This is a genomic window from Companilactobacillus farciminis KCTC 3681 = DSM 20184, from assembly GCF_002706745.1.
GTDB classification, from domain to species: domain Bacteria; phylum Bacillota; class Bacilli; order Lactobacillales; family Lactobacillaceae; genus Companilactobacillus; species Companilactobacillus farciminis.
Map to the genome: position 1 here is coordinate 963568 of NZ_CP017702.1, position 17705 is coordinate 981272.

Annotated in this window: 29 protein-coding genes and 1 pseudogene; 22 read left to right on the forward strand and 8 right to left on the reverse strand. The window is 34.5% G+C overall.

The features are described from left to right. Position 1: 1 nt before the first annotated feature. The gene (locus LF20184_RS04605) at positions 2-283 is read right to left on the reverse strand and encodes a hypothetical protein (RefSeq protein WP_010019216.1); all 282 of its coding nucleotides are present in this window, start codon (positions 281-283) and stop codon (positions 2-4) included. A 71-nt stretch (positions 284-354) separates the two neighbouring features. Here LF20184_RS04605 and LF20184_RS04610 point away from each other — a divergent pair, with 71 nt between their 5' ends. From LF20184_RS04610 to LF20184_RS04615, 3 genes are all read left to right on the forward strand, one after another. Next, on the forward strand, positions 355-1443 hold the full coding sequence (locus tag LF20184_RS04610; protein ID WP_010019217.1) for a hypothetical protein: 1089 nt from the start codon (positions 355-357) through the stop codon (positions 1441-1443). Between the two features lie 376 nt (positions 1444-1819). Beyond that, on the forward strand, positions 1820-1942 hold the full coding sequence (locus tag LF20184_RS13030) for a hypothetical protein (RefSeq protein ID WP_010019218.1): 123 nt from the start codon (positions 1820-1822) through the stop codon (positions 1940-1942). A gap of 201 nt (positions 1943-2143) precedes the next feature. Next, entirely contained in the window at positions 2144-2701 is a 558-nt protein-coding gene (locus LF20184_RS04615; RefSeq protein ID WP_010019219.1) for a TetR/AcrR family transcriptional regulator, read from the forward strand. A 149-nt stretch (positions 2702-2850) separates the two neighbouring features. Here the strand turns inward: LF20184_RS04615 and LF20184_RS04620 are convergent, their stop codons facing one another. Continuing rightward, positions 2851-4026 carry a site-specific integrase gene (locus tag LF20184_RS04620; protein WP_010019220.1) on the reverse strand — a complete coding sequence of 392 codons (1176 nt, stop codon included), beginning with the start codon at positions 4024-4026 and terminating at the stop codon, positions 2851-2853. 140 nt (positions 4027-4166) lie between these two features. On the opposite strand from LF20184_RS04620, the gene LF20184_RS04625 reads away from it, so the two are divergent. Then, positions 4167-4778: a hypothetical protein gene (locus LF20184_RS04625; RefSeq protein WP_010019221.1), complete on the forward strand. Its 612-nt coding sequence runs from the start codon at positions 4167-4169 to the stop codon at positions 4776-4778. Here LF20184_RS04625 and LF20184_RS12735 read toward each other — a convergent pair. The 4 genes from LF20184_RS12735 to LF20184_RS04640 all read right to left on the reverse strand — a co-directional run bounded on the left by LF20184_RS12735 (position 4775) and on the right by LF20184_RS04640 (position 7019). Beyond that, positions 4775-4918: a hypothetical protein gene (locus LF20184_RS12735; protein WP_010019222.1), complete on the reverse strand. Its 144-nt coding sequence runs from the start codon at positions 4916-4918 to the stop codon at positions 4775-4777. The genes LF20184_RS04625 and LF20184_RS12735 overlap by 4 nt on opposite strands. Positions 4919-5011: 93 nt before the next feature. Further along, the gene (locus LF20184_RS04630) at positions 5012-5497 is read right to left on the reverse strand and encodes a hypothetical protein (protein WP_010019224.1); all 486 of its coding nucleotides are present in this window, start codon (positions 5495-5497) and stop codon (positions 5012-5014) included. A gap of 54 nt (positions 5498-5551) precedes the next feature. Then, on the reverse strand, positions 5552-6658 hold the full coding sequence (locus LF20184_RS04635; RefSeq protein ID WP_010019225.1) for an ImmA/IrrE family metallo-endopeptidase: 1107 nt from the start codon (positions 6656-6658) through the stop codon (positions 5552-5554). Then, entirely contained in the window at positions 6645-7019 is a 375-nt protein-coding gene (locus tag LF20184_RS04640; RefSeq protein WP_010019226.1) for a helix-turn-helix domain-containing protein, read from the reverse strand. Before LF20184_RS04640 ends, LF20184_RS04635 begins: the two co-directional genes overlap by 14 nt. A gap of 164 nt (positions 7020-7183) precedes the next feature. Here LF20184_RS04640 and LF20184_RS04645 point away from each other — a divergent pair, with 164 nt between their 5' ends. The 4 genes and pseudogenes from LF20184_RS04645 to LF20184_RS04655 form a co-directional block, all read left to right on the forward strand. Continuing rightward, positions 7184-7432, forward strand: a complete 249-nt coding sequence (locus tag LF20184_RS04645; RefSeq protein WP_056945173.1) for a helix-turn-helix transcriptional regulator — start codon at positions 7184-7186, stop codon at positions 7430-7432. After that, on the forward strand, positions 7432-8226 hold the full coding sequence (locus tag LF20184_RS04650; protein ID WP_010019228.1) for an ORF6N domain-containing protein: 795 nt from the start codon (positions 7432-7434) through the stop codon (positions 8224-8226). Before LF20184_RS04645 ends, LF20184_RS04650 begins: the two co-directional genes overlap by 1 nt. Before the next feature lie 36 nt (positions 8227-8262). Continuing rightward, a complete protein-coding gene (locus tag LF20184_RS12840) occupies positions 8263-8454 on the forward strand; it encodes a hypothetical protein (protein ID WP_010019231.1) in 192 nt (63 codons plus the stop codon). Continuing rightward, positions 8423-8569, forward strand: a pseudogene (locus LF20184_RS04655) (phage antirepressor KilAC domain-containing protein); the annotation flags it as partial. The gene LF20184_RS12840 and the pseudogene LF20184_RS04655, both read left to right, overlap by 32 nt. A 188-nt stretch (positions 8570-8757) precedes the next feature. Here the strand turns inward: LF20184_RS04655 and LF20184_RS04665 are convergent. Next, positions 8758-9135, reverse strand: coding sequence for a DUF2513 domain-containing protein (locus tag LF20184_RS04665; protein WP_010019234.1), 378 nt, complete (start codon positions 9133-9135; stop codon positions 8758-8760). A gap of 61 nt (positions 9136-9196) precedes the next feature. Between LF20184_RS04665 and LF20184_RS04670 the strand changes: the two genes are divergently transcribed. From LF20184_RS04670 to LF20184_RS13035, 4 genes are read left to right on the forward strand one after another with little or no spacing between them, the layout of a single operon-like run. Beyond that, positions 9197-9400, forward strand: coding sequence for a helix-turn-helix domain-containing protein (locus tag LF20184_RS04670; RefSeq protein WP_010019235.1), 204 nt, complete (start codon positions 9197-9199; stop codon positions 9398-9400). A gap of 18 nt (positions 9401-9418) precedes the next feature. Continuing rightward, positions 9419-10195 (forward strand): phage antirepressor, encoded by a 777-nt coding sequence (locus LF20184_RS04675; RefSeq protein WP_010019236.1) that lies wholly within the window; start codon positions 9419-9421, stop codon positions 10193-10195. Between the two features lie 3 nt (positions 10196-10198). Next, on the forward strand, positions 10199-10408 hold the full coding sequence (locus LF20184_RS04680) for a hypothetical protein (protein WP_010019237.1): 210 nt from the start codon (positions 10199-10201) through the stop codon (positions 10406-10408). A gap of 24 nt (positions 10409-10432) precedes the next feature. Then, entirely contained in the window at positions 10433-10558 is a 126-nt protein-coding gene (locus LF20184_RS13035) for a hypothetical protein (RefSeq protein WP_010019238.1), read from the forward strand. An 85-nt stretch (positions 10559-10643) separates the two neighbouring features. Here LF20184_RS13035 and LF20184_RS04685 read toward each other — a convergent pair whose 3' ends face one another. Beyond that, positions 10644-10928, reverse strand: a complete 285-nt coding sequence (locus LF20184_RS04685) for a hypothetical protein (protein WP_010019239.1) — start codon at positions 10926-10928, stop codon at positions 10644-10646. A 146-nt stretch (positions 10929-11074) separates the two neighbouring features. On the opposite strand from LF20184_RS04685, the gene LF20184_RS04690 reads away from it, so the two are divergent. The 10 genes from LF20184_RS04690 (at position 11075) to LF20184_RS04740 (ending at position 17696) form a co-directional block, all read left to right on the forward strand. After that, on the forward strand, positions 11075-11335 hold the full coding sequence (locus tag LF20184_RS04690) for a hypothetical protein (protein ID WP_148223964.1): 261 nt from the start codon (positions 11075-11077) through the stop codon (positions 11333-11335). Beyond that, positions 11322-11579 (forward strand): hypothetical protein, encoded by a 258-nt coding sequence (locus LF20184_RS04695; protein ID WP_010019244.1) that lies wholly within the window; start codon positions 11322-11324, stop codon positions 11577-11579. Before LF20184_RS04690 ends, LF20184_RS04695 begins: the two co-directional genes overlap by 14 nt. Positions 11580-11817: 238 nt before the next feature. Then, on the forward strand, positions 11818-12297 hold the full coding sequence (locus tag LF20184_RS04705) for a siphovirus Gp157 family protein (protein WP_010019247.1): 480 nt from the start codon (positions 11818-11820) through the stop codon (positions 12295-12297). Then, positions 12298-12990 carry an AAA family ATPase gene (locus tag LF20184_RS04710; RefSeq protein WP_029606481.1) on the forward strand — a complete coding sequence of 231 codons (693 nt, stop codon included), beginning with the start codon at positions 12298-12300 and terminating at the stop codon, positions 12988-12990. Then, positions 12987-14330 carry a DEAD/DEAH box helicase gene (locus tag LF20184_RS04715; protein WP_010019249.1) on the forward strand — a complete coding sequence of 448 codons (1344 nt, stop codon included), beginning with the start codon at positions 12987-12989 and terminating at the stop codon, positions 14328-14330. Before LF20184_RS04710 ends, LF20184_RS04715 begins: the two co-directional genes overlap by 4 nt. A gap of 2 nt (positions 14331-14332) precedes the next feature. After that, positions 14333-14845, forward strand: coding sequence for a DUF669 domain-containing protein (locus tag LF20184_RS04720; protein ID WP_010019250.1), 513 nt, complete (start codon positions 14333-14335; stop codon positions 14843-14845). Between the two features lie 21 nt (positions 14846-14866). Next, positions 14867-15658, forward strand: a complete 792-nt coding sequence (locus tag LF20184_RS04725; protein WP_056945174.1) for a bifunctional DNA primase/polymerase — start codon at positions 14867-14869, stop codon at positions 15656-15658. Continuing rightward, a complete protein-coding gene (locus tag LF20184_RS04730) occupies positions 15655-16926 on the forward strand; it encodes a virulence-associated E family protein (RefSeq protein WP_010019256.1) in 1272 nt (423 codons plus the stop codon). Before LF20184_RS04725 ends, LF20184_RS04730 begins: the two co-directional genes overlap by 4 nt. Positions 16927-17158: 232 nt before the next feature. Beyond that, positions 17159-17530, forward strand: a complete 372-nt coding sequence (locus LF20184_RS04735; protein ID WP_010019257.1) for a VRR-NUC domain-containing protein — start codon at positions 17159-17161, stop codon at positions 17528-17530. Further along, on the forward strand, positions 17514-17696 hold the full coding sequence (locus LF20184_RS04740; RefSeq protein ID WP_010019258.1) for a hypothetical protein: 183 nt from the start codon (positions 17514-17516) through the stop codon (positions 17694-17696). Before LF20184_RS04735 ends, LF20184_RS04740 begins: the two co-directional genes overlap by 17 nt. Positions 17697-17705: the final 9 nt, after the last annotated feature.

The following is a 17705-nucleotide window of genomic DNA, read 5'->3' on the forward strand; positions in this document are numbered from 1 at the left end:
TTTAATCTCTAGTAATACTTAAAATAGCGGTTGTCTTTAAAGAATTCTTGTTATCTTTGCCAATCGTGATCCAATCAGCAGCGCTGATCAAACCTTCAAGTTTGTTTTCTTCATCCTGTTCAGAAACTTTGCCATCTTCGAAGTTACCCTTAAAGATGCAATCCAAGTAATAATGGTCATCGTTACTTGCCATTAATGATGATTGATATTTCCATGCAATAATATACGTATCTTCAGTAATTTCAATGCTAGTACCGTCTACCAAATTTATCTTAATAGCCATGATACCGCCTCCCTTAGCTTTTATTATAGCAAAAGTAAGGCCTTACAAATCATTTTTTAAGGAGATGACCCGTGAAAAAATTTTCATTATTAATTATTTTATTGATAGGAATGACTATCGTCGGATGTGCCAATTCTGTTTCGAATAAACAAAGCGATTTAATGCCAAGAAATAATTATGGTCACTATGAGACTAAAGAGAAAAAACTAAAGAAATTTGTTTCACAAAAAATGGTAACTACGCAAGGTATTTTAACCAATTATCAAAAACAAGGCTTCCAAAACAAGGCTGCAACAGGTCACGAATTATTGTCCGAGTCATCGGGCTTATGGTTGGAATATTTGGCTTACACGAAGCAATATGGCCAATTTAAACGATTCTATCAGGTCACTAAGGACACTTTTGACCAAAAAGTCCAGTTCAGCTATCGTTATATTCCTGAGACTGATAAAAAATATAACGTCAACGCCACTTTGGATGATTTGAGAATCATTAAAGCTTTGCAGATTTTTTCAGAAAAAACTGGCAATCAGGAGTATCGAAAAGAAGCTCAAGCTAGATTTGATAGATTGAAAAAAAATACTATTGATGGTGCCAAAGTTGCTGATTTTTATGATGTGGAATCTAAAACAGCCAGTTCAAATAGTTCCTTAGCGTATTATGATTTGCCGACATTAAAATACTTCGAAGATAAGGGAATTTACCAAAAACAATTATCGCTTGTGGAAAAAGGCTATTTAAATGATGCGTTGCCTCTATATGCTAGTAGTTTTAACTGGCAAAATAAGGAGTATTCACAAAAGGATCTTAATACTTCTGAAGCGTTGATAACTTTATTGCATTTATCGCAAGTAAAGGCTATTAAAAACGAGTCTTTAGATTGGTTACAAAAGCGAGTTGAGACCAAGACCCTTTATAATGGTTACTCGATGACAGGGAAGGTGACTGATTACAATCAATCAGCGGCTAATTACGCAATCAGTGCGATGATTTTTTCAGAAGCTGGACAAAAAAAGATGTATCGATTAGCAATGAATACGATGTGGCAAAGCCAAGTGAATGATAAGGATTCAGCGATTTACGGTGGTATCGGTTTGGAAAAACAAGCTTCGGCCTATTCGTTCAATAATTTATTAGCTTTGTTGGCGACAAAATATTAAAACAAAAAGGACTTTGAATAAAAATATTCAAAGTCCTTTACTTTTAACGAGTTATGATAATTAAAAAAATCGCAAAAAAGATAACATCCAGAATGGCCGACCATTCGTACCATTTATCTGGCTTATTAAACTCTACTGTGTTATGCCCTCTTCTATGAGGGTACCACGACGGATATTCTTTTTTGGACATATTCTTCATTTTGCATCTTCTCCTTATTATCTAAATCCATTATATCGAGAATGCTTAAATTATGCCACCAAAAAACGAAATTGCAAGTTTTATTAAAAAGAAAGGGCTTGCATTTTAATAAATAAAGAATATAATTTCATTTATTATCCGTTGAGCAATATAAGAATAAATGATGGAGGTAGACAAATGAAATATCGTGTAATGCTAAATATTGACTCTCAATTGTTTACTGTTGAAGATAAAGATAAACATGTTTCTGCAGACGGTAAAACAATTGAAGAAGCTGTAAGTAAGCTTAAAACCGCTTAATATGGGGACGGTTTTTAAATCAATCAAAAAAAGTTAGGTCATCTATTTTTACTAGAATAGGTGGCCTAACTTTTTATATTGGAATTGATTGGGATTTATAAAAATCTTTGGTATTTTTTAATTCAAAATTGAAGTTGAATCGCTCCCAAAAATATCAGACAATGTAGAAATTAAATTAGGACCGAGTGTGAGGGAGTTTTTATGGATCAGAATTTAAAAATTCAAGCGGCCTTTTTAGAATTGCTGGAACATGAACCAATTGCAGAAATTACTATTTTTGAGATAGCTGATAAGTGTCAAATTGCCCGCAGAACTATTTTTGAAAAATATAGCGATAAATATCAAATTTTGCAGGCGATTGAAGATGATATCTTTTCACAATTGAGTAGTACTAAAAAGGACACCTATCGAGTTGATACACAAGAATTTGATGGGGATGATAGAATCTTGAAGATTCTTAAATTGGTGTATGAAAATAAAAAAGTGATAAGTCTCTTGTTGGGAGATTACGGCGATCCACGTTTTCATGAGCGTTTTATTACTTATTTGGCACAAAAGGGTCTCAAGGTAATTGAGAATTCTAGTGAATTTAATGATTTAGATCAGCGCCAAAAGGAGTTGTTGATACAATACATTTCGTCTGCCTTGGTTGGATTGATAGCGTATTGGGTCAAGCATCCAGAAATGACGGTCGAGGAACTGCATAGCTTTTTTGAAAAGTTATTTTTAAACGGCATTACTAGTTTGACGGCAAAATAAAAACCGCTAGTCAAAGGACTAACGGCTTAAAAGACTTATATAAAGCGAACTACGAGGACTATACCCTCAATGGTCAAAATGCCTTAATAGCAATAGGTACAAGGGCTACAGCCTGTTAAAATATATCCGTGACACACTCGTGACACACTTTAAAAATTAACGAATTTAGCTAGGTTGTTAACCGTATCTAATTGTGTTTTAGTAGAGATGTGCCAATAGACTTTCATTATCTGAGATGTATCAGAATGTCCAAGTTGAAGTTGAACAGCCTTGATACTTGATCCAGATTCAAGCATAAGCGAGCATGCTGTATGTCTGATTCCGTGGACGTTAATACGTTTCAACTCATCTTTATGAGTTTTATTGTATTCATCGATAATGAACTGTAGCCATTTGTTGATTTTAGTTAAGCTAAGTGATTTATTTTCTGTGTTGGGAAATAATAGCTGGTTAGGTTCAGTATCGATATTATATCCACGAGCAAGCATGTCTTTTCTTAGAAATGAAATCCAAGATTTAAGAATCTTCAAAGTTTGCTCATCAAGTCCAATGGTTCTAATTGAAGTCTTAGTTTTTGGCGTGTCAATGATTGGTACATTGTCAATGCCACGACTAACGGACTTATTGATTGATAAAGTCTTATTCTTAAAATCGATATCAGAAACTTGCAAGGCTAACAATTCACCTTTACGCATTCCGGTAAAGAAAAGTACGCGAAATGCTGCAATAGCTTTCTGGTTATGATCAGAATATGTCTTATAGAGTTGGTCAAAGAATTTAGCCGTTTCTTCTTTAGTCCAAAAATTTAAGGGCTTATCATCAATCTTAGCTTTCTTCCTTGGCATAACAATTAGATCCATTGGATTCTCGAAAATGATTCTTAACCGAACTGCTTCTTTAAATACCATGCTTGCGTAGTATTTAATCATCTTAAACGATGAGAACTTTAAAGACCACTGGTTAACCGCTTCCTGACACATAGGAGTGGTTATTTTTTTTATCTCATACTTTCCCAGAGAAGGGATGATATGGTGCTTAAAAAGCCCCTCAACACGATTTAGCGTGCTTTCCTTAACCGTGTTCTTGTACGAATCAAAAAAGTAGCCATAAACATCTTTATACCTTAGATTTTCATTACTAGAATATCCGTGATTATCAATTTCTGATAATTTAGCGTTAAGAAATTTTTGACATTCGGCTTTAGTTTTAAAGCCACGTTTAGTTGTTCTCTTAACTTTGTTAGTTAATGGGTCAATGCTACCAGGGTAGACACATCTCCACAATTCTTTACCTGATTTGATTTTATATTTTGTAATTGTTGCCATTTTTAATCCTCCAAATTTAGCGTGGGAGCATAAATTTTAGAGTTTAAACAGGCATCACCTCCTTAAATTTGATATTAAGTATACACAATCACTATGCTATACGTGATATAATATTATATAGGATATATTAGGAGGGCTATATGAATTTAACATCTCTAGTATCATCACTTATAGTTTCTGGTAGTTTAGGGTATTTAAATTTTGTTATTCTACTCAAACAAGGAACCATAAATTATTATAAAAATAATAACGACGAGAAGAAGATACTACTGGTCTTCTTTGGTGGAATGAACTATTTTTTGTATTTGTTAATAGGTAGTTTTAATTCAAATGTAAGACAAGGTGATTATTTAGCGATATCACTGAATATCTTATATGTGGCTTTAGTAAGTCTTTTAATTTCTTTTGCAATTGCCCCATGGATTGTTCGGCTTGCTAATTATATTATAAATAAAATTAGAGATAGAAAGGGTATCGGTGAAATAGACACCCTTTCAGCTAATGATTATTTCTTCCAGTCTAGTGAGGTTCAAAGAATTTATGTATTTAATTTAAAAAATGAATTAGTAACATGTGGATACTTGGAGTATTCTCCTAGTACAGATTTCTCAGAAAATAGTTTGGTATTGGTTCCTTTTGAAAATGAAGATTATGAAAAGAATTATGCTGAAGTAAAAAGGGATGCTAGAAAGTATAAATCGAGAGAGCTATTTAATGCCGACCTTGGACTAAAAATAATAGATTTGTATTAGTCCTTTTTCTTTGGATCATTGATACTTGGTTTATTTTTTACGTTATCTGGTACCTTGCTTTTGATACCAAAGTTAGCTCTTTTCTCCACATCGTCGTGGCGAGTATTCATATCTTTTCTTAATTTATTATTATCGCTCATAATAGAGTCCTTCTAGTCACGCTTAATTGCGTGGCTTTTTTAATTTTGGTAAAAATAAATAAGCCTACGGTGAGACTTAGTTTATTTTTTTAGTTACTTAACAATACGACCGTTCTTATTAACAAGCGCAACTGTATTTGCTTGATCAGTATCAATATCATAATCGATTGAAATTGTATCATTGCCTTTTAACTCACTGTGGAATTTGTCAGCAATTTCCTTGATACCCTCAGTAAATAATTGATCATCAGATTGTTCATCGTCTTTCAATTTGTCGATTACATCTTTATCAGTAATCTTAGCTATGATGTCCTGATGAGCAATCATGTTACCATCTTTATCCTTCTTGGATTGGTCATCAACTACTTCGGGTTCTACTTTTACAGTCGCAACTTTGCCGTCCTTATTAATTTCTTTGGATAGCTCACTTGCAATTTTCTTATTAGTAGAAGTAGCAACTTTCTTAGTTTGCTCGGTCTTAGTTTTTGAACTAGTAGAATCTTTGGTGCTATTTCCTCCACACGCTGTCATGAGTGTAGCTGATGCTAATAGTGTCATTCCAAGTGCTAGTTTTTTCATAATTTCCCCCATAAATATATATTTAATCAGTATAAGTATATCAGAAAGGATATACTAAATAGCCTTTAGTTTTGAATCTGATTCCGAATTAAACTCCTCAGTATAATCTGACAAAACATCTTGTAAGTAAAAGGTAGACATACAACCACATTGAGTACAGTATCTAGCATTACTTGGAAGAAGCATATTGCATCCATTTGGAGACTCTAAACACGCATATTTAATATCGTCGATATCATCAAATTCTGAAGTTACAGAGCAACCAGAACATTTATTAATCAAATAAGTTCCACATATTGGACATATTGGACCATTCGTAATTTCTTCATTACCACACACGGGACAAATAATTGCTTTTCCACCTTTATCGAGTCTGCAAGGTTTTTTATAATTCATTAAGTTATTCCTCCAACTTTTGCTCAAAAATAAGTAATTAATATATTGGGGATTTTGTTTAGTCCCACATATTGGACAAATGACAGTATCTTTAAGAAGTAAATAATTGCATGTTTTACACGTAGTCGTTTTTGCTAATCCGAAATTTAAAAGATCAAACTGATTTGTTAATTTTGTTTTGACTCCATGTAAGCCATATTGCTTACGTCTATTTAAATCGTCAATGATATGACCACTTACTGAAAAACTGACATTGAATATTGACTCGATATCAAACTGATCAATTCTATAATTATTATACGAAAGAAAGCCATCTATTACTGGGATTGGGGCCAAAAATCGTTTTGCAAAGTAATTTGCTTCTCGCTCATAGATTCGATATTTTCCTTCTGGAAGCAAATATCTAGAAACGATTGTTTCGTTAGATTCTTCATTATGTCTGAGAATATAGTGTCCTAATTCATGGGCTAGTGTAAATCGAATTCTTTCTTTGGAATCAATTTTTGCATTATAGAAAATAATATAATCATTGTCATCAGCGTTATACCATAATGCTCCATCATCGCTTTGTAATAATTTAGCAACTTCTTGCTCAGAACATTGCAAGCTTTTTGCATATTGGTCATATCTTTGTAAATGCAAATTGGGAAATACTCTAATAACTTTTTTAACTGAAATAGGTAAATTGCTTATTCCTAAAGTTTCCAAGAGATCATATGCAGATTTTTGGGCAAGAGCATAGTTTGCATCTCTATAAGTCGTCATCACTGTCATCCTCATCGAAATTATTATTGTCTAATTTATCAAATGTAATTTTCATCATCTTAATTAATTTTTCTTGATCGGATTTAGATAATTGACGAGCTCCACGTTGAATTGCACGTAATTCGGGGGTAGAGTCTTGAGGTTCATTACTAGATGTTAGTATTTGGCTTTTTAAGATATTCCAGTGTTCGGCCAACTTTTCAATCGAGCCAGCTCTAGGCATCTTATTTCCATTTTCCCAATTGCTAACAGCACTTTGAGCAACTCCGATAGATTCAGCAAGTTCAGATGTTGTTTCATTATGCAATTCACGATACTTTTTGATATTTTTTCCAATAATATTTTTTAAGTCTTCAGTCATGATTTTTATTTTTTTCTTTCTACTTAATATTTATAAATTTAGTATATCACTTAAAGTCATATAATCAACACAAAAAGCCACCTTTATATCCCCAGAAGAGAATTAAATGTTGCATTATCTCTTTTAGGGATATATACTAATCTATGTTGAAAGGAGGTGACATAATGCCACTTGAACAAATGATGACTTTAAAAGCTTTACGAGTAAGAAAAGGATTAACACAGAATGATGTTGCAAATATCATGGGAGTCAATCGAATGACAATAATTAAATGGGAAAAAGATGCTGGTAATATGCCTATTAAATATATGTCTCGATTCTCTGAATTATATAAATATCCGATGAATGCTATTTTTTTTGGAAGTGTTATCTCTTTTAGAGATAAATTGAACGTAGAAGAAGGAAGAAAGTAATGAATAATTTAAAAGTAATTGGTAAAGAGAAAATTGGATCAATTGAATTTATAGGAATTGAAGGCGGCTTCGGTAAAGATAAAAAAGCAATGTTAGTTAAAGATATTGCAAAGATTCATGGTACAACTGTTGGACGTATCAATGAATTAATAAATAGAAACATTAAAAGGTTTAAGAAAGGCATTGATCTTATCGATTTAAAAACTGGTAATTTCGCTATCGTTTTAAACGAGAGCGGATTTAGTCAAAATCAAATTAATGCCACAAAGAATATTTATCTATTATCTGAGCGTGGTTATAGCAAATTACTTAAATTACTTGAAGATGATAAAGCTTGGGAACTGTATGACCAATTGGTTGATAACTACTTCAATATGCGAGTTGCAATTAAAGAAAATAATCCAGCTATTGTAAAAGACAAACGTTTGGAAATTATGGAGAAGAATGCAGCTACTAGAAAAGCAAATTTAATGTACCGAATTGCTATGGCAACTGAATCTAATTCTTCGAAGCAATCATTACTAGCTAATGCAGCTAAAGAGTTAACTGGAGAAATGACTATTCCAGTCATGAAAAAAAAGGAGTATTCAGCGACCGATGTTGGAAATCAAGTTGGGCTTACCGCTAATAAGGTTGGTCGTATTGCCAACAAATTTGGAATCAAAGCAAAACAACCTGGTCAGAACAAATATGGTCGTTGGTCAAACAGTAAGTCACAACATTCTGATAAGGAAGTTCCGCAGTGGTTGTACTTTGATGAAGGTCTGAAATTTATCAAAGACAATGTGCAATAACTTGATGAAAAAATAACAGTAAGGGAGGTAGGAAATATGGATATTAGAAAAGCGGTTAAAGGATATCAGAGCAAACAAAAAGGTATCACACGTATGAAGTGGATGCCCTATGCAGCAACGATAATTCCAACTAATACTTCATCATGTTTCATTTTGGTTCCATTTGATGAAGACGATCGGATTGGTCGAAGATGGAACCCAACGATCAATGAACTTAAAGATATTTGAAATAAAAGAACGTACCTACAGCAACCCGGATGGTTCTGTAAGAGTGACTAAAACTCCTAAAGTTACTGGAAAAGGTCAAACATATTTTGTTAATAAATTTTTAAAGGAGATATAGCCTTGGAAAATCATGAGTACGTTTACTTTTATAAGGATGGTAATGACAGAATACCTATTCTTACTGGTGGAACAAGTAGGTTTAGTATGATTTTTTTCATTGATGAGGCAGAAAAAAAATCCTTGTCGAAGCTGTTACCTTCGAACAAGAATCTTTATGTAATGGTTGATGGACATATATTTAAAATACTATAGTCCAAGTTTTTGTTTAGCAATTGCGGTTGCCAAAGCAGTTATTACAGAGAATGAGGCAGTGACACCTTTATCGATGAGTTTTTGTTTGGTTTCTTTCCAAATGGATGGATTTCTTATGGAATTCAAATATTGATTACAATCCCAGGTTAAATTACCTATAAGGATGACATATGGACCCTCACCACTATAGGTCACTTTACCTGTGATGAATCCAGCTTCCTCCATTTTGTCAATTGTAAATGCTAGTTCATTTAAGGAAACATGATTTTCATCAGCAAAATTACGGATTTCCTTATTAGTTGGTCCCTGTAAATGTTCACTTTCTGCACATTCAATTAAAGTTTTTCTAACAAAATCGTAGTCTAGTTCCATTATTATCACCTCGAATATATATGAATTAATCAAATTATAACAATAGAAAGGAGCTGATTACATGCCAGAACAACAATTCGCAAAGGTAGCATATGACATTGAACGTTCAATTAAGATCGCATTGCTTAATCGAGATATGACTCAAAAAGAGTTAGCCGAATTGATTCATGCTAATCCACAGCAACTAAATAGAGCCATTAAAGGCGACATGACACCTAAATCACATAAACTACGTGAACAAGTAGCACGAGTTTTAAATCTATAAGAAAGAAGGTAAGAAGTAATGAACAATTTACAAGAATTTAATTTTAAAGGAAACAATGTACGAACAGTACAAATTGACAGCAAACCTTATTTTGTGGGTAAAGACGTGGCTGACATTCTTGGCTATAAAAATGGAAGCCGAGATATAAATAAACATGTAGATGATGACGATAAGCTGAAGTACCAAATCAGTACCGCAGGTCAATTACGTGAACAAACAATTATTAATGAATCAGGACTTTACAGTTTAATTCTTTCTAGTAAATTACCAGCCGCAAAAGAATTCAAACGTTGGGTAACATCAGAAGTTCTACCAACAATACGAAAACATGGTGCTTACTTAACTGATTCAGCAATTGAGCAAACGTTAACTGATCCAGATTATCTAATTAAGCTAGCTACACAGCTTAAAACGGAACGTGAGGGTAGGTTGATTGCTGAACAACAAGTGGCAGAGGACAGACCAAAAGTTACTTATTATGACAAAGTTCTTTCCAATCCGTCTTTAGTAACGATCACAATTATCGCTAAAGATTACGGGATGAGTGGTAGAGAAATGAACGCTAAACTTCATGAACTTGGAATTCAATATAAACAAGGTAAAACATGGTTGCTTTATTCTAAATATCAACATAATGGTTGGACTCATTCAGATACAACGATGGTTAGACGAAAAGATGGAACTGAAAAGGCTGTTTTAAACACTAAGTGGACTCAAAAAGGTCGTTTAGGATTATATGAAATCCTTAAGCAGCACAGTATTTATCCGATGATTGAGAAATTACTGGAGGATTAATCAATGTTAAACGATGAACAGTTCAATGAATTAAAAACTGTATTACTAGCAGCTACTAATAAACGTTGGTTAAGAACCAAAGACCTACCAGGCTATTTAAATATGGCTGATAGCACAATTAGAGAGAACCTACCAGATTTACCGTTTCACATAGTTGGTGGAACGAAATTATATGATCCACAGGAAATAGACGATTTTATTAGAAACAAATAAAAACAAGCGTGGGAGCAAAGTTTTATGAGAAGTATTCCAGTACCAACGATTATATGGTTACCAATCTTAGTCTGGTTCGTGACTTACCAGCTTACTAAGACTGGTGGATTAAAAAACTGGTTAAAGAAGTATACAGATTTCTATATGTAAAGGAGAGATGTTATGAGTGCATTAAAAAAAGCCATCTCATGTGGTGATGAGATAACTTTAAAAAACGTAAGGTTCAAAGGTTCAATTATTTCTGGTCAAACATCGATTCCTTTAAACCATAATGTTCTGCAACTTGTTTACAAGAATCTAAGTAAAATTCTTCATGCAATGAAGCTTTGAAATTATCTAAAAGTAAAGAAGTTAGGGCATCGGAATTAACTTTTAAAAACTTATCAATTAGTTCTGTTGCAGTCGGATTAACTAATTGATGATCTGTTTCATTGAACTTAAATTCTCTTAATGTTTTAGACATTGCAGTGTCTAATGCTTTCTGAGCGTTCACATTGTTATTAATAGGAATATTTTCCATTATTATCACTTCCTTTCTCAAGGAAGATTATATCAAAGAAGGAGAAATTTAAATGGACAACTTAGAAATTAAAACTGACACCGATTATGATCCAAACGGTGATTGTGAGCCTTATGACACAATGATTGACGATAAATTAACAGGAGATGAGCCACGTGAATTCTAAAGAGTTTAGTGAATTACTATCCGAACACAAAAAGATGAATAGAACGATTAAATACACTGAAACCTTAATCGATGAACAAAGACAGCTCCAGGCTAATGCTGAGAGTCGAGACGATGAGAAGGCATACAGCAATTGTATTTTAAGACTGCAAGTCACGAACAGCCGTTATAAATCTGAGAATGATGACATTGAAAGTAAGCTAATTAAAGCGTTCCAGGAGGCTAAAAATGGCAATCAATAAAGACGTGGTAGCGATTGAGAATGCTTTAGATGAGTTCGTGCGAATTGGTGAAGAGATTGGACGTAAGTCTGAGCAAATCGAAGCATACGAGGCTAGAAAGTATGTGGAAAGTATGCAAGGGATTGATAATCAATCATTAACCTATCACATTGAGCGTTTAAAGCATTATCGGGATGACTTGATGATTGATAAGGCTAGAGCCGAAACAGATGTTAGAAATGCGTTTGAACACTACTACGCTTGAGAGGAGATGAGGATGTGACAATCAGTGAGCAGCTAAACAGATTGATTGAGCTGGCTATGAAGTATAGGAGTAAACAACTCTGGTTTAGATTCATTTCATCTGAACACAATCGCAACAAATATATTTCAGCAGCTAACGATTTGGAGAAACAAAAAAAGTCCATCCTGACGGCAATCAGAACGGACAATCAATATATTAATTAACAATTTAAGTATACCACGAGAGGGGAATGAGTTTAATGGCAACTTTATATGATCTAACAGGCAAGTATCTACAGTTAGCTGAGCTTGCGGAAGAAACAGACCCACAACTATTCAGCGACACGATGGACAGTATCACAGATGCAATCGAAGACAAAGCAGTCGGATATGCAAAAGTCGATAAAGAGTTAGCAAAAGATGAGAAAGCTCTTAAAGAAGAGGCTAAACGCCTAACTGATAGAGCTGCATCGATTGCTAGAAACAGAAAGAATTTAAAAGGCAATCTGCAAGAAGCAATGGAATCAACCGGACAATCAAAAATTAAAACTCCTGAGTTTACTATTTACATCCAAAATAATACACCAGCATTAAGAATTTTCGACGAGAGTGAGATTCCGGCGTATTTGGGAAAGACTACTACAGTGCCCGATAAGTCGAGAATCAAAAAAATGCTAAAGGAAGGAAAAGATGTTCCAGGTGCGGAGTTAATTCAAGGTTCATCTTTACGGTATAGATAGATGGCATTACATTCAATGAAAGATGTTTCTAAAACGGATAAATTTCGAGTCGCAATTTACGGCAAGCCTGGAACGGGTAAGACATCGACAGCTAAATATTTAACAGGTAAATCGATCATTGTCCCGTTTGATAATTCTGAAAAAGTCCTGGGTGGTTTAGATAATATCGAAGCAGAAACGTTTGATAAATCGATTCCTACTAAGGAACTAGCGAGACTAGCAACAGAACTACCTAAGGAATTAACGGGATTCAATAACTTGATTTTAGATAATGTATCAGCCTTGGAAAAAGCTTGGTTCATTGAACAAGGTCGAAACTCAAAAAGCGGTATTAGAAACGAGTTACAAGATTATTCGGGATGGACAAATTTCTTCATTCGTGTGATTGATTCATTTTATAAGCTACCTATTAATATCCTAGTAACCGCTTGGGAAACTCAAAATGATTTCACTTCCATGACTGGGCAAACATTCGACCAATATAGTCCACAGCTAAGAGATTCAGTTAGAGATACATTCATGGGATTAACTGATGTAGTTGGTCGTGTGATGGTCAATCCTGATACAGGAAAGCGTGGTGTGATTCTTGAAGGAAATGACGGTATATATGCTAAAAACAGATTAGATTCACGTAAAGCTTGTGCCGTTGAGGATTTATTTAATTGGGAAACTAAACCAGCTGATAAGAAATGACATTTGTTCTTAGAGATTATCAGAATAAACTGATTAGTGATCTTAAACATTCGATGGTGTCTGGAAATCACAACGTTGTCGTTCAATCACCAGCTGGCTCAGGTAAGACAGTAACAATGGCTGCTATTGCTAAGAGTGCTACTGACAAGCACAACAACGTATTATTCATTGTTCATAGGCGAGAAATTGTTGAACAAGTTAAACAGACTTTTAAAGCATACGGAGTTGATATGACTCTTTGCTATGTGGGTATGGTCCAAACGGTAACGAGAAGACTGGAAAAATTAGACAAACCGCAGTTAATTCTTGTTGATGAATGTCACCATGCACTAGCTAAATCATACACTCGAATATTTGATTATTTTAAGCAAGCTAACGTTGTGGGATTCACAGCTACACCTATTAGATTATCCGGACAAGGATTATCAAAAGTGTTTGATGATCTAATACTAGGTCCACAGATTGATTGGTTAATTGATAATAATTTCTTGGCACCTTATGAATATTACTCGGTCAAGCTGATTGATGATAAGAAATTGAAGAAAAATTCAACTGGCGATTTTAGTTCCAAATCTATGGATAGTGCATCCAAGAACATCATCTATGGGGATGTCATTAAAACATATAAGCGAGTCGCTAGTAATACTAAAACTATCATCTATACACACAACGTTGAATCAAGTATCAAGGTCGCAAAGGAATTTAATGATGCTGGTTTTAAAGCATTACAAGTTGATGGTAAGACACCAAAAGATAAACGCAAGCAAGTCATGGATGATTTTAGAAATGGCAAAGTAACAATCCTGGTCAATGCTGAGCTGTACGGTGAAGGTGTGGACGTTCCAGATTGTCAAACAGTAATAATGCTACGTCCTACCGAGTCACTATCGTTATTCATTCAGCAATCAATGCGTTGTATGAGATATCGGCCAAATAAGACAGCAACAATTATTGATCACGTCGCTAATTACACAAGATTTGGATTACCTGATTCAGAGCATAAATGGAATTTGGAAGGCGGCAAGAAATCAAAAAAGAAAGCTAACACAGATTCCATTTCTATACGGCAATGTTCTAAATGCTTTGGGGTTTTTAGAGCCAATTTAAAGATTTGCCCATACTGTGGTGCAAAGTATGAAGTTAAAGAGCAAGAAGTGGAAGTAAAAAAAGATGTTGAACTACAAGAAATAAAGAAAGTAATGAAATATAACACCGATTACATCTTAACTAAAAAAGTGTCAGAGCTTAACACGATGGCCGAGCTTAAGGCCTATCAAAAAGCTAAGAATTATAAGAATGGCTGGACTTATTACCAAGCCAAATTGAAAGGAATTATATAAACATGAAATTTACAGCAGACTATTCAAAAATGACAGAATCAAACGGAAATAATGATCCTATTCCAAAGGGAACTTATGAAGCAAAAATATTGGATGTTATTGATGGGCAACCAACTCCTAACGGTAAAGAAAAGATTCAAGTACACTTGGAAATTCGTGATGACTTAGATACCGCATTACCTAAAACGAATGGCAAGCAACATAGACGTCAAATTTGGGGAGATATTTGGTTTAAAGACAAGAAAGATAAATATGGATACATGTTGCAACCTGAAGACTGTTTAAATTTATTAAAAGCAGCTGGTTATCCTGATGGAACACCATTTGAAAATACCGCCCAAAGCCTAGACACGCTAGTAGGTGGCAAAGCAGTAAAGATTAATATTGGAATCAATGAATATAATGGCAAAAAACAAAATCAGATTGCATTTTGGGATTACTACAAAACTGACTATCCTATGGATCCTAACCAATCTAAGCCAGTTGACGTTAAAGAATCAGACCTTCCATTTTAATTGTTTGTGAGGTGATTTGAGATGACTAATTTAGTCAATTATGCCTTAGCTTATGCAAAAAAAGGTATGAGCGTTTTGCCAATGCACAACAAACAACCGCTTATAAAATTTGCTGACAAACCTCCATTGACTCAAGAAGAAATCAAACGTATATGGAGTAGATATCCCGATGCGCAGTTGGCTTTAAGAACAATTAATTTCTTCGTTATTGATATTGATGAGCATGAAGGAGGGGCAGATGGATTCAAATCTATTAATGAATTTAGTCATAAAAATTTGCTAATCCTGACACTCTCTCAAAAAACAGCAGGAGGCGGACGACAACTATTTTATTTAAAACGTGATGATATCGGTGTTAGGCAAAATATTGGCTGGTTACCAGGCGTTGATGTAAAAGCCCACCCTAACAATTATGTAGTAGTAGCACCATCAGAACGAAATTCAAAGTTCTATGAGTGGGAGAATCATAATCCTATCGTTACAGCTAGTAGAGAGTTAATTCAACTTATTAACCAAAGGGATGGCAGTTCTGAATACGATCCCTCAAAAATAAATTTGAATGGCAAGAAGACATTAACTACTGATTTGTTTGAAACTATCGTAAATGGTTTTGGATCAAAGGGTAGCAGAAATAACGATTTAACTAGTTTTGTGGGTGGTTTGCTGTTCAGAAACGTTGATGCTAGTGTTACTTATCAATTGGCAATGCAAGCTAATGAGAATACAGATGAGCCTTTACCAGATAAAGAATTTAATAGAACGTTTGAGTCGATTTTAAATAAGGAACTCAGAAGAAGGGGGGCAAATGTTTGAGTGTTGAAGAAAAGGTTAAGAAACTCCAAAAGGTTCAAGAAGAAGAAGAAAAGGTAACATCATTCCCTTATCCATTCCTGCTTAATCAGTACAGTAAGCCTAAAGCAAACAGCTTGAAAAATGTCGGTTTAATTCTTGAACGTGATCCAATGCTTAAAGGCACATTTGCCTTCAATGAATTTACTCATGAAATCGAAATTCAAAAAGACGTTAAACAATTAAATATTGAAAAGGGTCAGATGAAGGACGATTATACACCAGCTTTAATGTGGTACATGGAAAGTAAATTTGAGGTTCTATTTCCTAAGAATTTAACTGAAATGGCAGTTATTAATGAAGCTAGAAGTCATAGCTACAATCCGGTTAAAGATTACTTAGAGGATTGCTACTCAAACTGGGATAAGAAACCACGTATTGCAGATTTTTTACCAACGTTTTTAGGAGTTGAAAAGTCGGACGTTACCACCCTCCAAACTAAGTTATTTTTAGTTGGAGCCGTGACAAAGGTTTTTAATCCTAAAGCTAAATTTGATTATGTTTTAGATTTAGCTGGTGGGCAAGGTGCTGGTAAAACAACCTTACTTAAAAAGTTAGCTAACGGCTGGTATACAGATCAGTTTTCAGATTTTAAAGATAAAGATTCTTACGTAAATATGCTGAGAGCGTGGATTGTTAATGATGATGAAATGACTGCTACAGCAAGGAGTAGTTTTGAGGATTTAAAGAAGTTCGCCAGTGCGGAGAAGCTTGAGTTTCGTAAAGCATACGGTCGACATACTACTAATGAATATAAGAACTTTGTTTTAGCTCGGACTACTAACCAAGTTCAATACCTAAAGGATAAAACAGGTTCACGTAGGTTTTTGCCAAACCTGGTTGATAAGTCAAAGCAAACATTTCATCCAGTAGAATATTTAGATCAGAACGAGGTTGATCAAGTTTGGGGTGAAGCAATGGACTTATTCCGTGATGGATTCAGTTTTAATTTATCAGCAGCAGAAGAAAAAATGCTTGATGAGCATCGAGAACAGTTTGTTTATATCGAACCGTTTGAAGAACAAATTGATAAGTTCTTGGAAAGTTCAGATGTGGAATTCATTACCAGCTTTGATATTGCGGACCAAGCTTTGGATATAAGTAATTTAGCAACTAATCCCAAGATGGCAAAAAAAATCAAATATGTCATGGATAACAAAGAAGGTTGGGAGTACAAAAGAAAGACAATTAAGGGAATAAAGCGACGTGGATACGTAAAAGTGGACCACTAGGACCACTAAAGGACCACGTACGTGGTCCACTTGAAAGCCTATCATACCAGTGATTTGACCCCTAAAGGACCACTAGACCACGTTTTTCTACTAAAACTTTTATAGTGTGTTAATTATTTAAGGGTGGCGGAGGGACACATGCCAAAAGTTTGAAACCTAGTGGTCCAGTGGTCCATGAGGGTTAAATCTTAGAGCGACATAGGATTACCCTGGACCAGCTTAGTGGTCCTTAGTGGTCCACTTGAGGAGTGATTTTATCGAAAAACAATCAGAACATGATATCCAATCACGAATAATGATTGAGGTAAGTAAGCATAATTGCACCATTTTCCGAACGAATGTGGGAATGGTAAGAATGTCAGATGGAAGATGGTTTGACACAGGGTTGCCCAAAGGTCATCCGGATTTGTATGGATTTAAACATAGTAACGGAAAAGTATTTTATATAGAAGTTAAAAATAAAACTGGACGTGCTCGTGAAGATCAAATTCAATTTCATTACATGCTATCGAACCACAATATTATCCACGGCATAGCACGAAGTCCAGAGGACGCTTTAAAAATAATTGATGAGGAGTTGGTGGGATATGGATTTGAACAGTAATAAGCAAGGACAATACAAGGAATTAGTTGAAGAACTAAGCTACGTTAAGGATTTAATCAATTCGGGGGAAGTATGGATATCAAGAGATGAGAATGCGGACTTACTAGTAGCAGCAGCTATATTAGTTGCGAGTGAACACGCAGAAAATAAACCCAGTAATTATTAAATAAGGAAG

Excerpts from the sequence above, each read along its gene's own strand:
- LF20184_RS04605 (WP_010019216.1), bottom strand. The coding sequence starts at position 283 with ATGGCTATTAAGATAAATTTGGTAGACGGTACTAGCATTGAAATTACT.
- LF20184_RS13030 (WP_010019218.1), top strand. The coding sequence starts at position 1,820 with ATGAAATATCGTGTAATGCTAAATATTGACTCTCAATTGTTTACTGTT.
- LF20184_RS04615 (WP_010019219.1), top strand. The coding sequence starts at position 2,144 with ATGGATCAGAATTTAAAAATTCAAGCGGCCTTTTTAGAATTGCTGGAA.
- LF20184_RS04620 (WP_010019220.1), bottom strand. The coding sequence starts at position 4,026 with ATGGCAACAATTACAAAATATAAAATCAAATCAGGTAAAGAATTGTGG.
- LF20184_RS04625 (WP_010019221.1), top strand. The coding sequence starts at position 4,167 with ATGAATTTAACATCTCTAGTATCATCACTTATAGTTTCTGGTAGTTTA.
- LF20184_RS12735 (WP_010019222.1), bottom strand. The coding sequence starts at position 4,918 with ATGAGCGATAATAATAAATTAAGAAAAGATATGAATACTCGCCACGAC.
- LF20184_RS04630 (WP_010019224.1), bottom strand. The coding sequence starts at position 5,497 with ATGAAAAAACTAGCACTTGGAATGACACTATTAGCATCAGCTACACTC.
- LF20184_RS04635 (WP_010019225.1), bottom strand. The coding sequence starts at position 6,658 with ATGACGACTTATAGAGATGCAAACTATGCTCTTGCCCAAAAATCTGCA.
- LF20184_RS04640 (WP_010019226.1), bottom strand. The coding sequence starts at position 7,019 with ATGACTGAAGACTTAAAAAATATTATTGGAAAAAATATCAAAAAGTAT.
- LF20184_RS04645 (WP_056945173.1), top strand. The coding sequence starts at position 7,184 with ATGCCACTTGAACAAATGATGACTTTAAAAGCTTTACGAGTAAGAAAA.
- LF20184_RS04650 (WP_010019228.1), top strand. The coding sequence starts at position 7,432 with ATGAATAATTTAAAAGTAATTGGTAAAGAGAAAATTGGATCAATTGAA.
- LF20184_RS12840 (WP_010019231.1), top strand. The coding sequence starts at position 8,263 with ATGGATATTAGAAAAGCGGTTAAAGGATATCAGAGCAAACAAAAAGGT.
- LF20184_RS04665 (WP_010019234.1), bottom strand. The coding sequence starts at position 9,135 with ATGGAACTAGACTACGATTTTGTTAGAAAAACTTTAATTGAATGTGCA.
- LF20184_RS04670 (WP_010019235.1), top strand. The coding sequence starts at position 9,197 with ATGCCAGAACAACAATTCGCAAAGGTAGCATATGACATTGAACGTTCA.
- LF20184_RS04675 (WP_010019236.1), top strand. The coding sequence starts at position 9,419 with ATGAACAATTTACAAGAATTTAATTTTAAAGGAAACAATGTACGAACA.
- LF20184_RS04680 (WP_010019237.1), top strand. The coding sequence starts at position 10,199 with ATGTTAAACGATGAACAGTTCAATGAATTAAAAACTGTATTACTAGCA.
- LF20184_RS13035 (WP_010019238.1), top strand. The coding sequence starts at position 10,433 with ATGAGAAGTATTCCAGTACCAACGATTATATGGTTACCAATCTTAGTC.
- LF20184_RS04685 (WP_010019239.1), bottom strand. The coding sequence starts at position 10,928 with ATGGAAAATATTCCTATTAATAACAATGTGAACGCTCAGAAAGCATTA.
- LF20184_RS04690 (WP_148223964.1), top strand. The coding sequence starts at position 11,075 with ATGAGCCACGTGAATTCTAAAGAGTTTAGTGAATTACTATCCGAACAC.
- LF20184_RS04695 (WP_010019244.1), top strand. The coding sequence starts at position 11,322 with ATGGCAATCAATAAAGACGTGGTAGCGATTGAGAATGCTTTAGATGAG.
- LF20184_RS04705 (WP_010019247.1), top strand. The coding sequence starts at position 11,818 with ATGGCAACTTTATATGATCTAACAGGCAAGTATCTACAGTTAGCTGAG.
- LF20184_RS04710 (WP_029606481.1), top strand. The coding sequence starts at position 12,298 with ATGGCATTACATTCAATGAAAGATGTTTCTAAAACGGATAAATTTCGA.
- LF20184_RS04715 (WP_010019249.1), top strand. The coding sequence starts at position 12,987 with ATGACATTTGTTCTTAGAGATTATCAGAATAAACTGATTAGTGATCTT.
- LF20184_RS04720 (WP_010019250.1), top strand. The coding sequence starts at position 14,333 with ATGAAATTTACAGCAGACTATTCAAAAATGACAGAATCAAACGGAAAT.
- LF20184_RS04725 (WP_056945174.1), top strand. The coding sequence starts at position 14,867 with ATGACTAATTTAGTCAATTATGCCTTAGCTTATGCAAAAAAAGGTATG.
- LF20184_RS04740 (WP_010019258.1), top strand. The coding sequence starts at position 17,514 with ATGGATTTGAACAGTAATAAGCAAGGACAATACAAGGAATTAGTTGAA.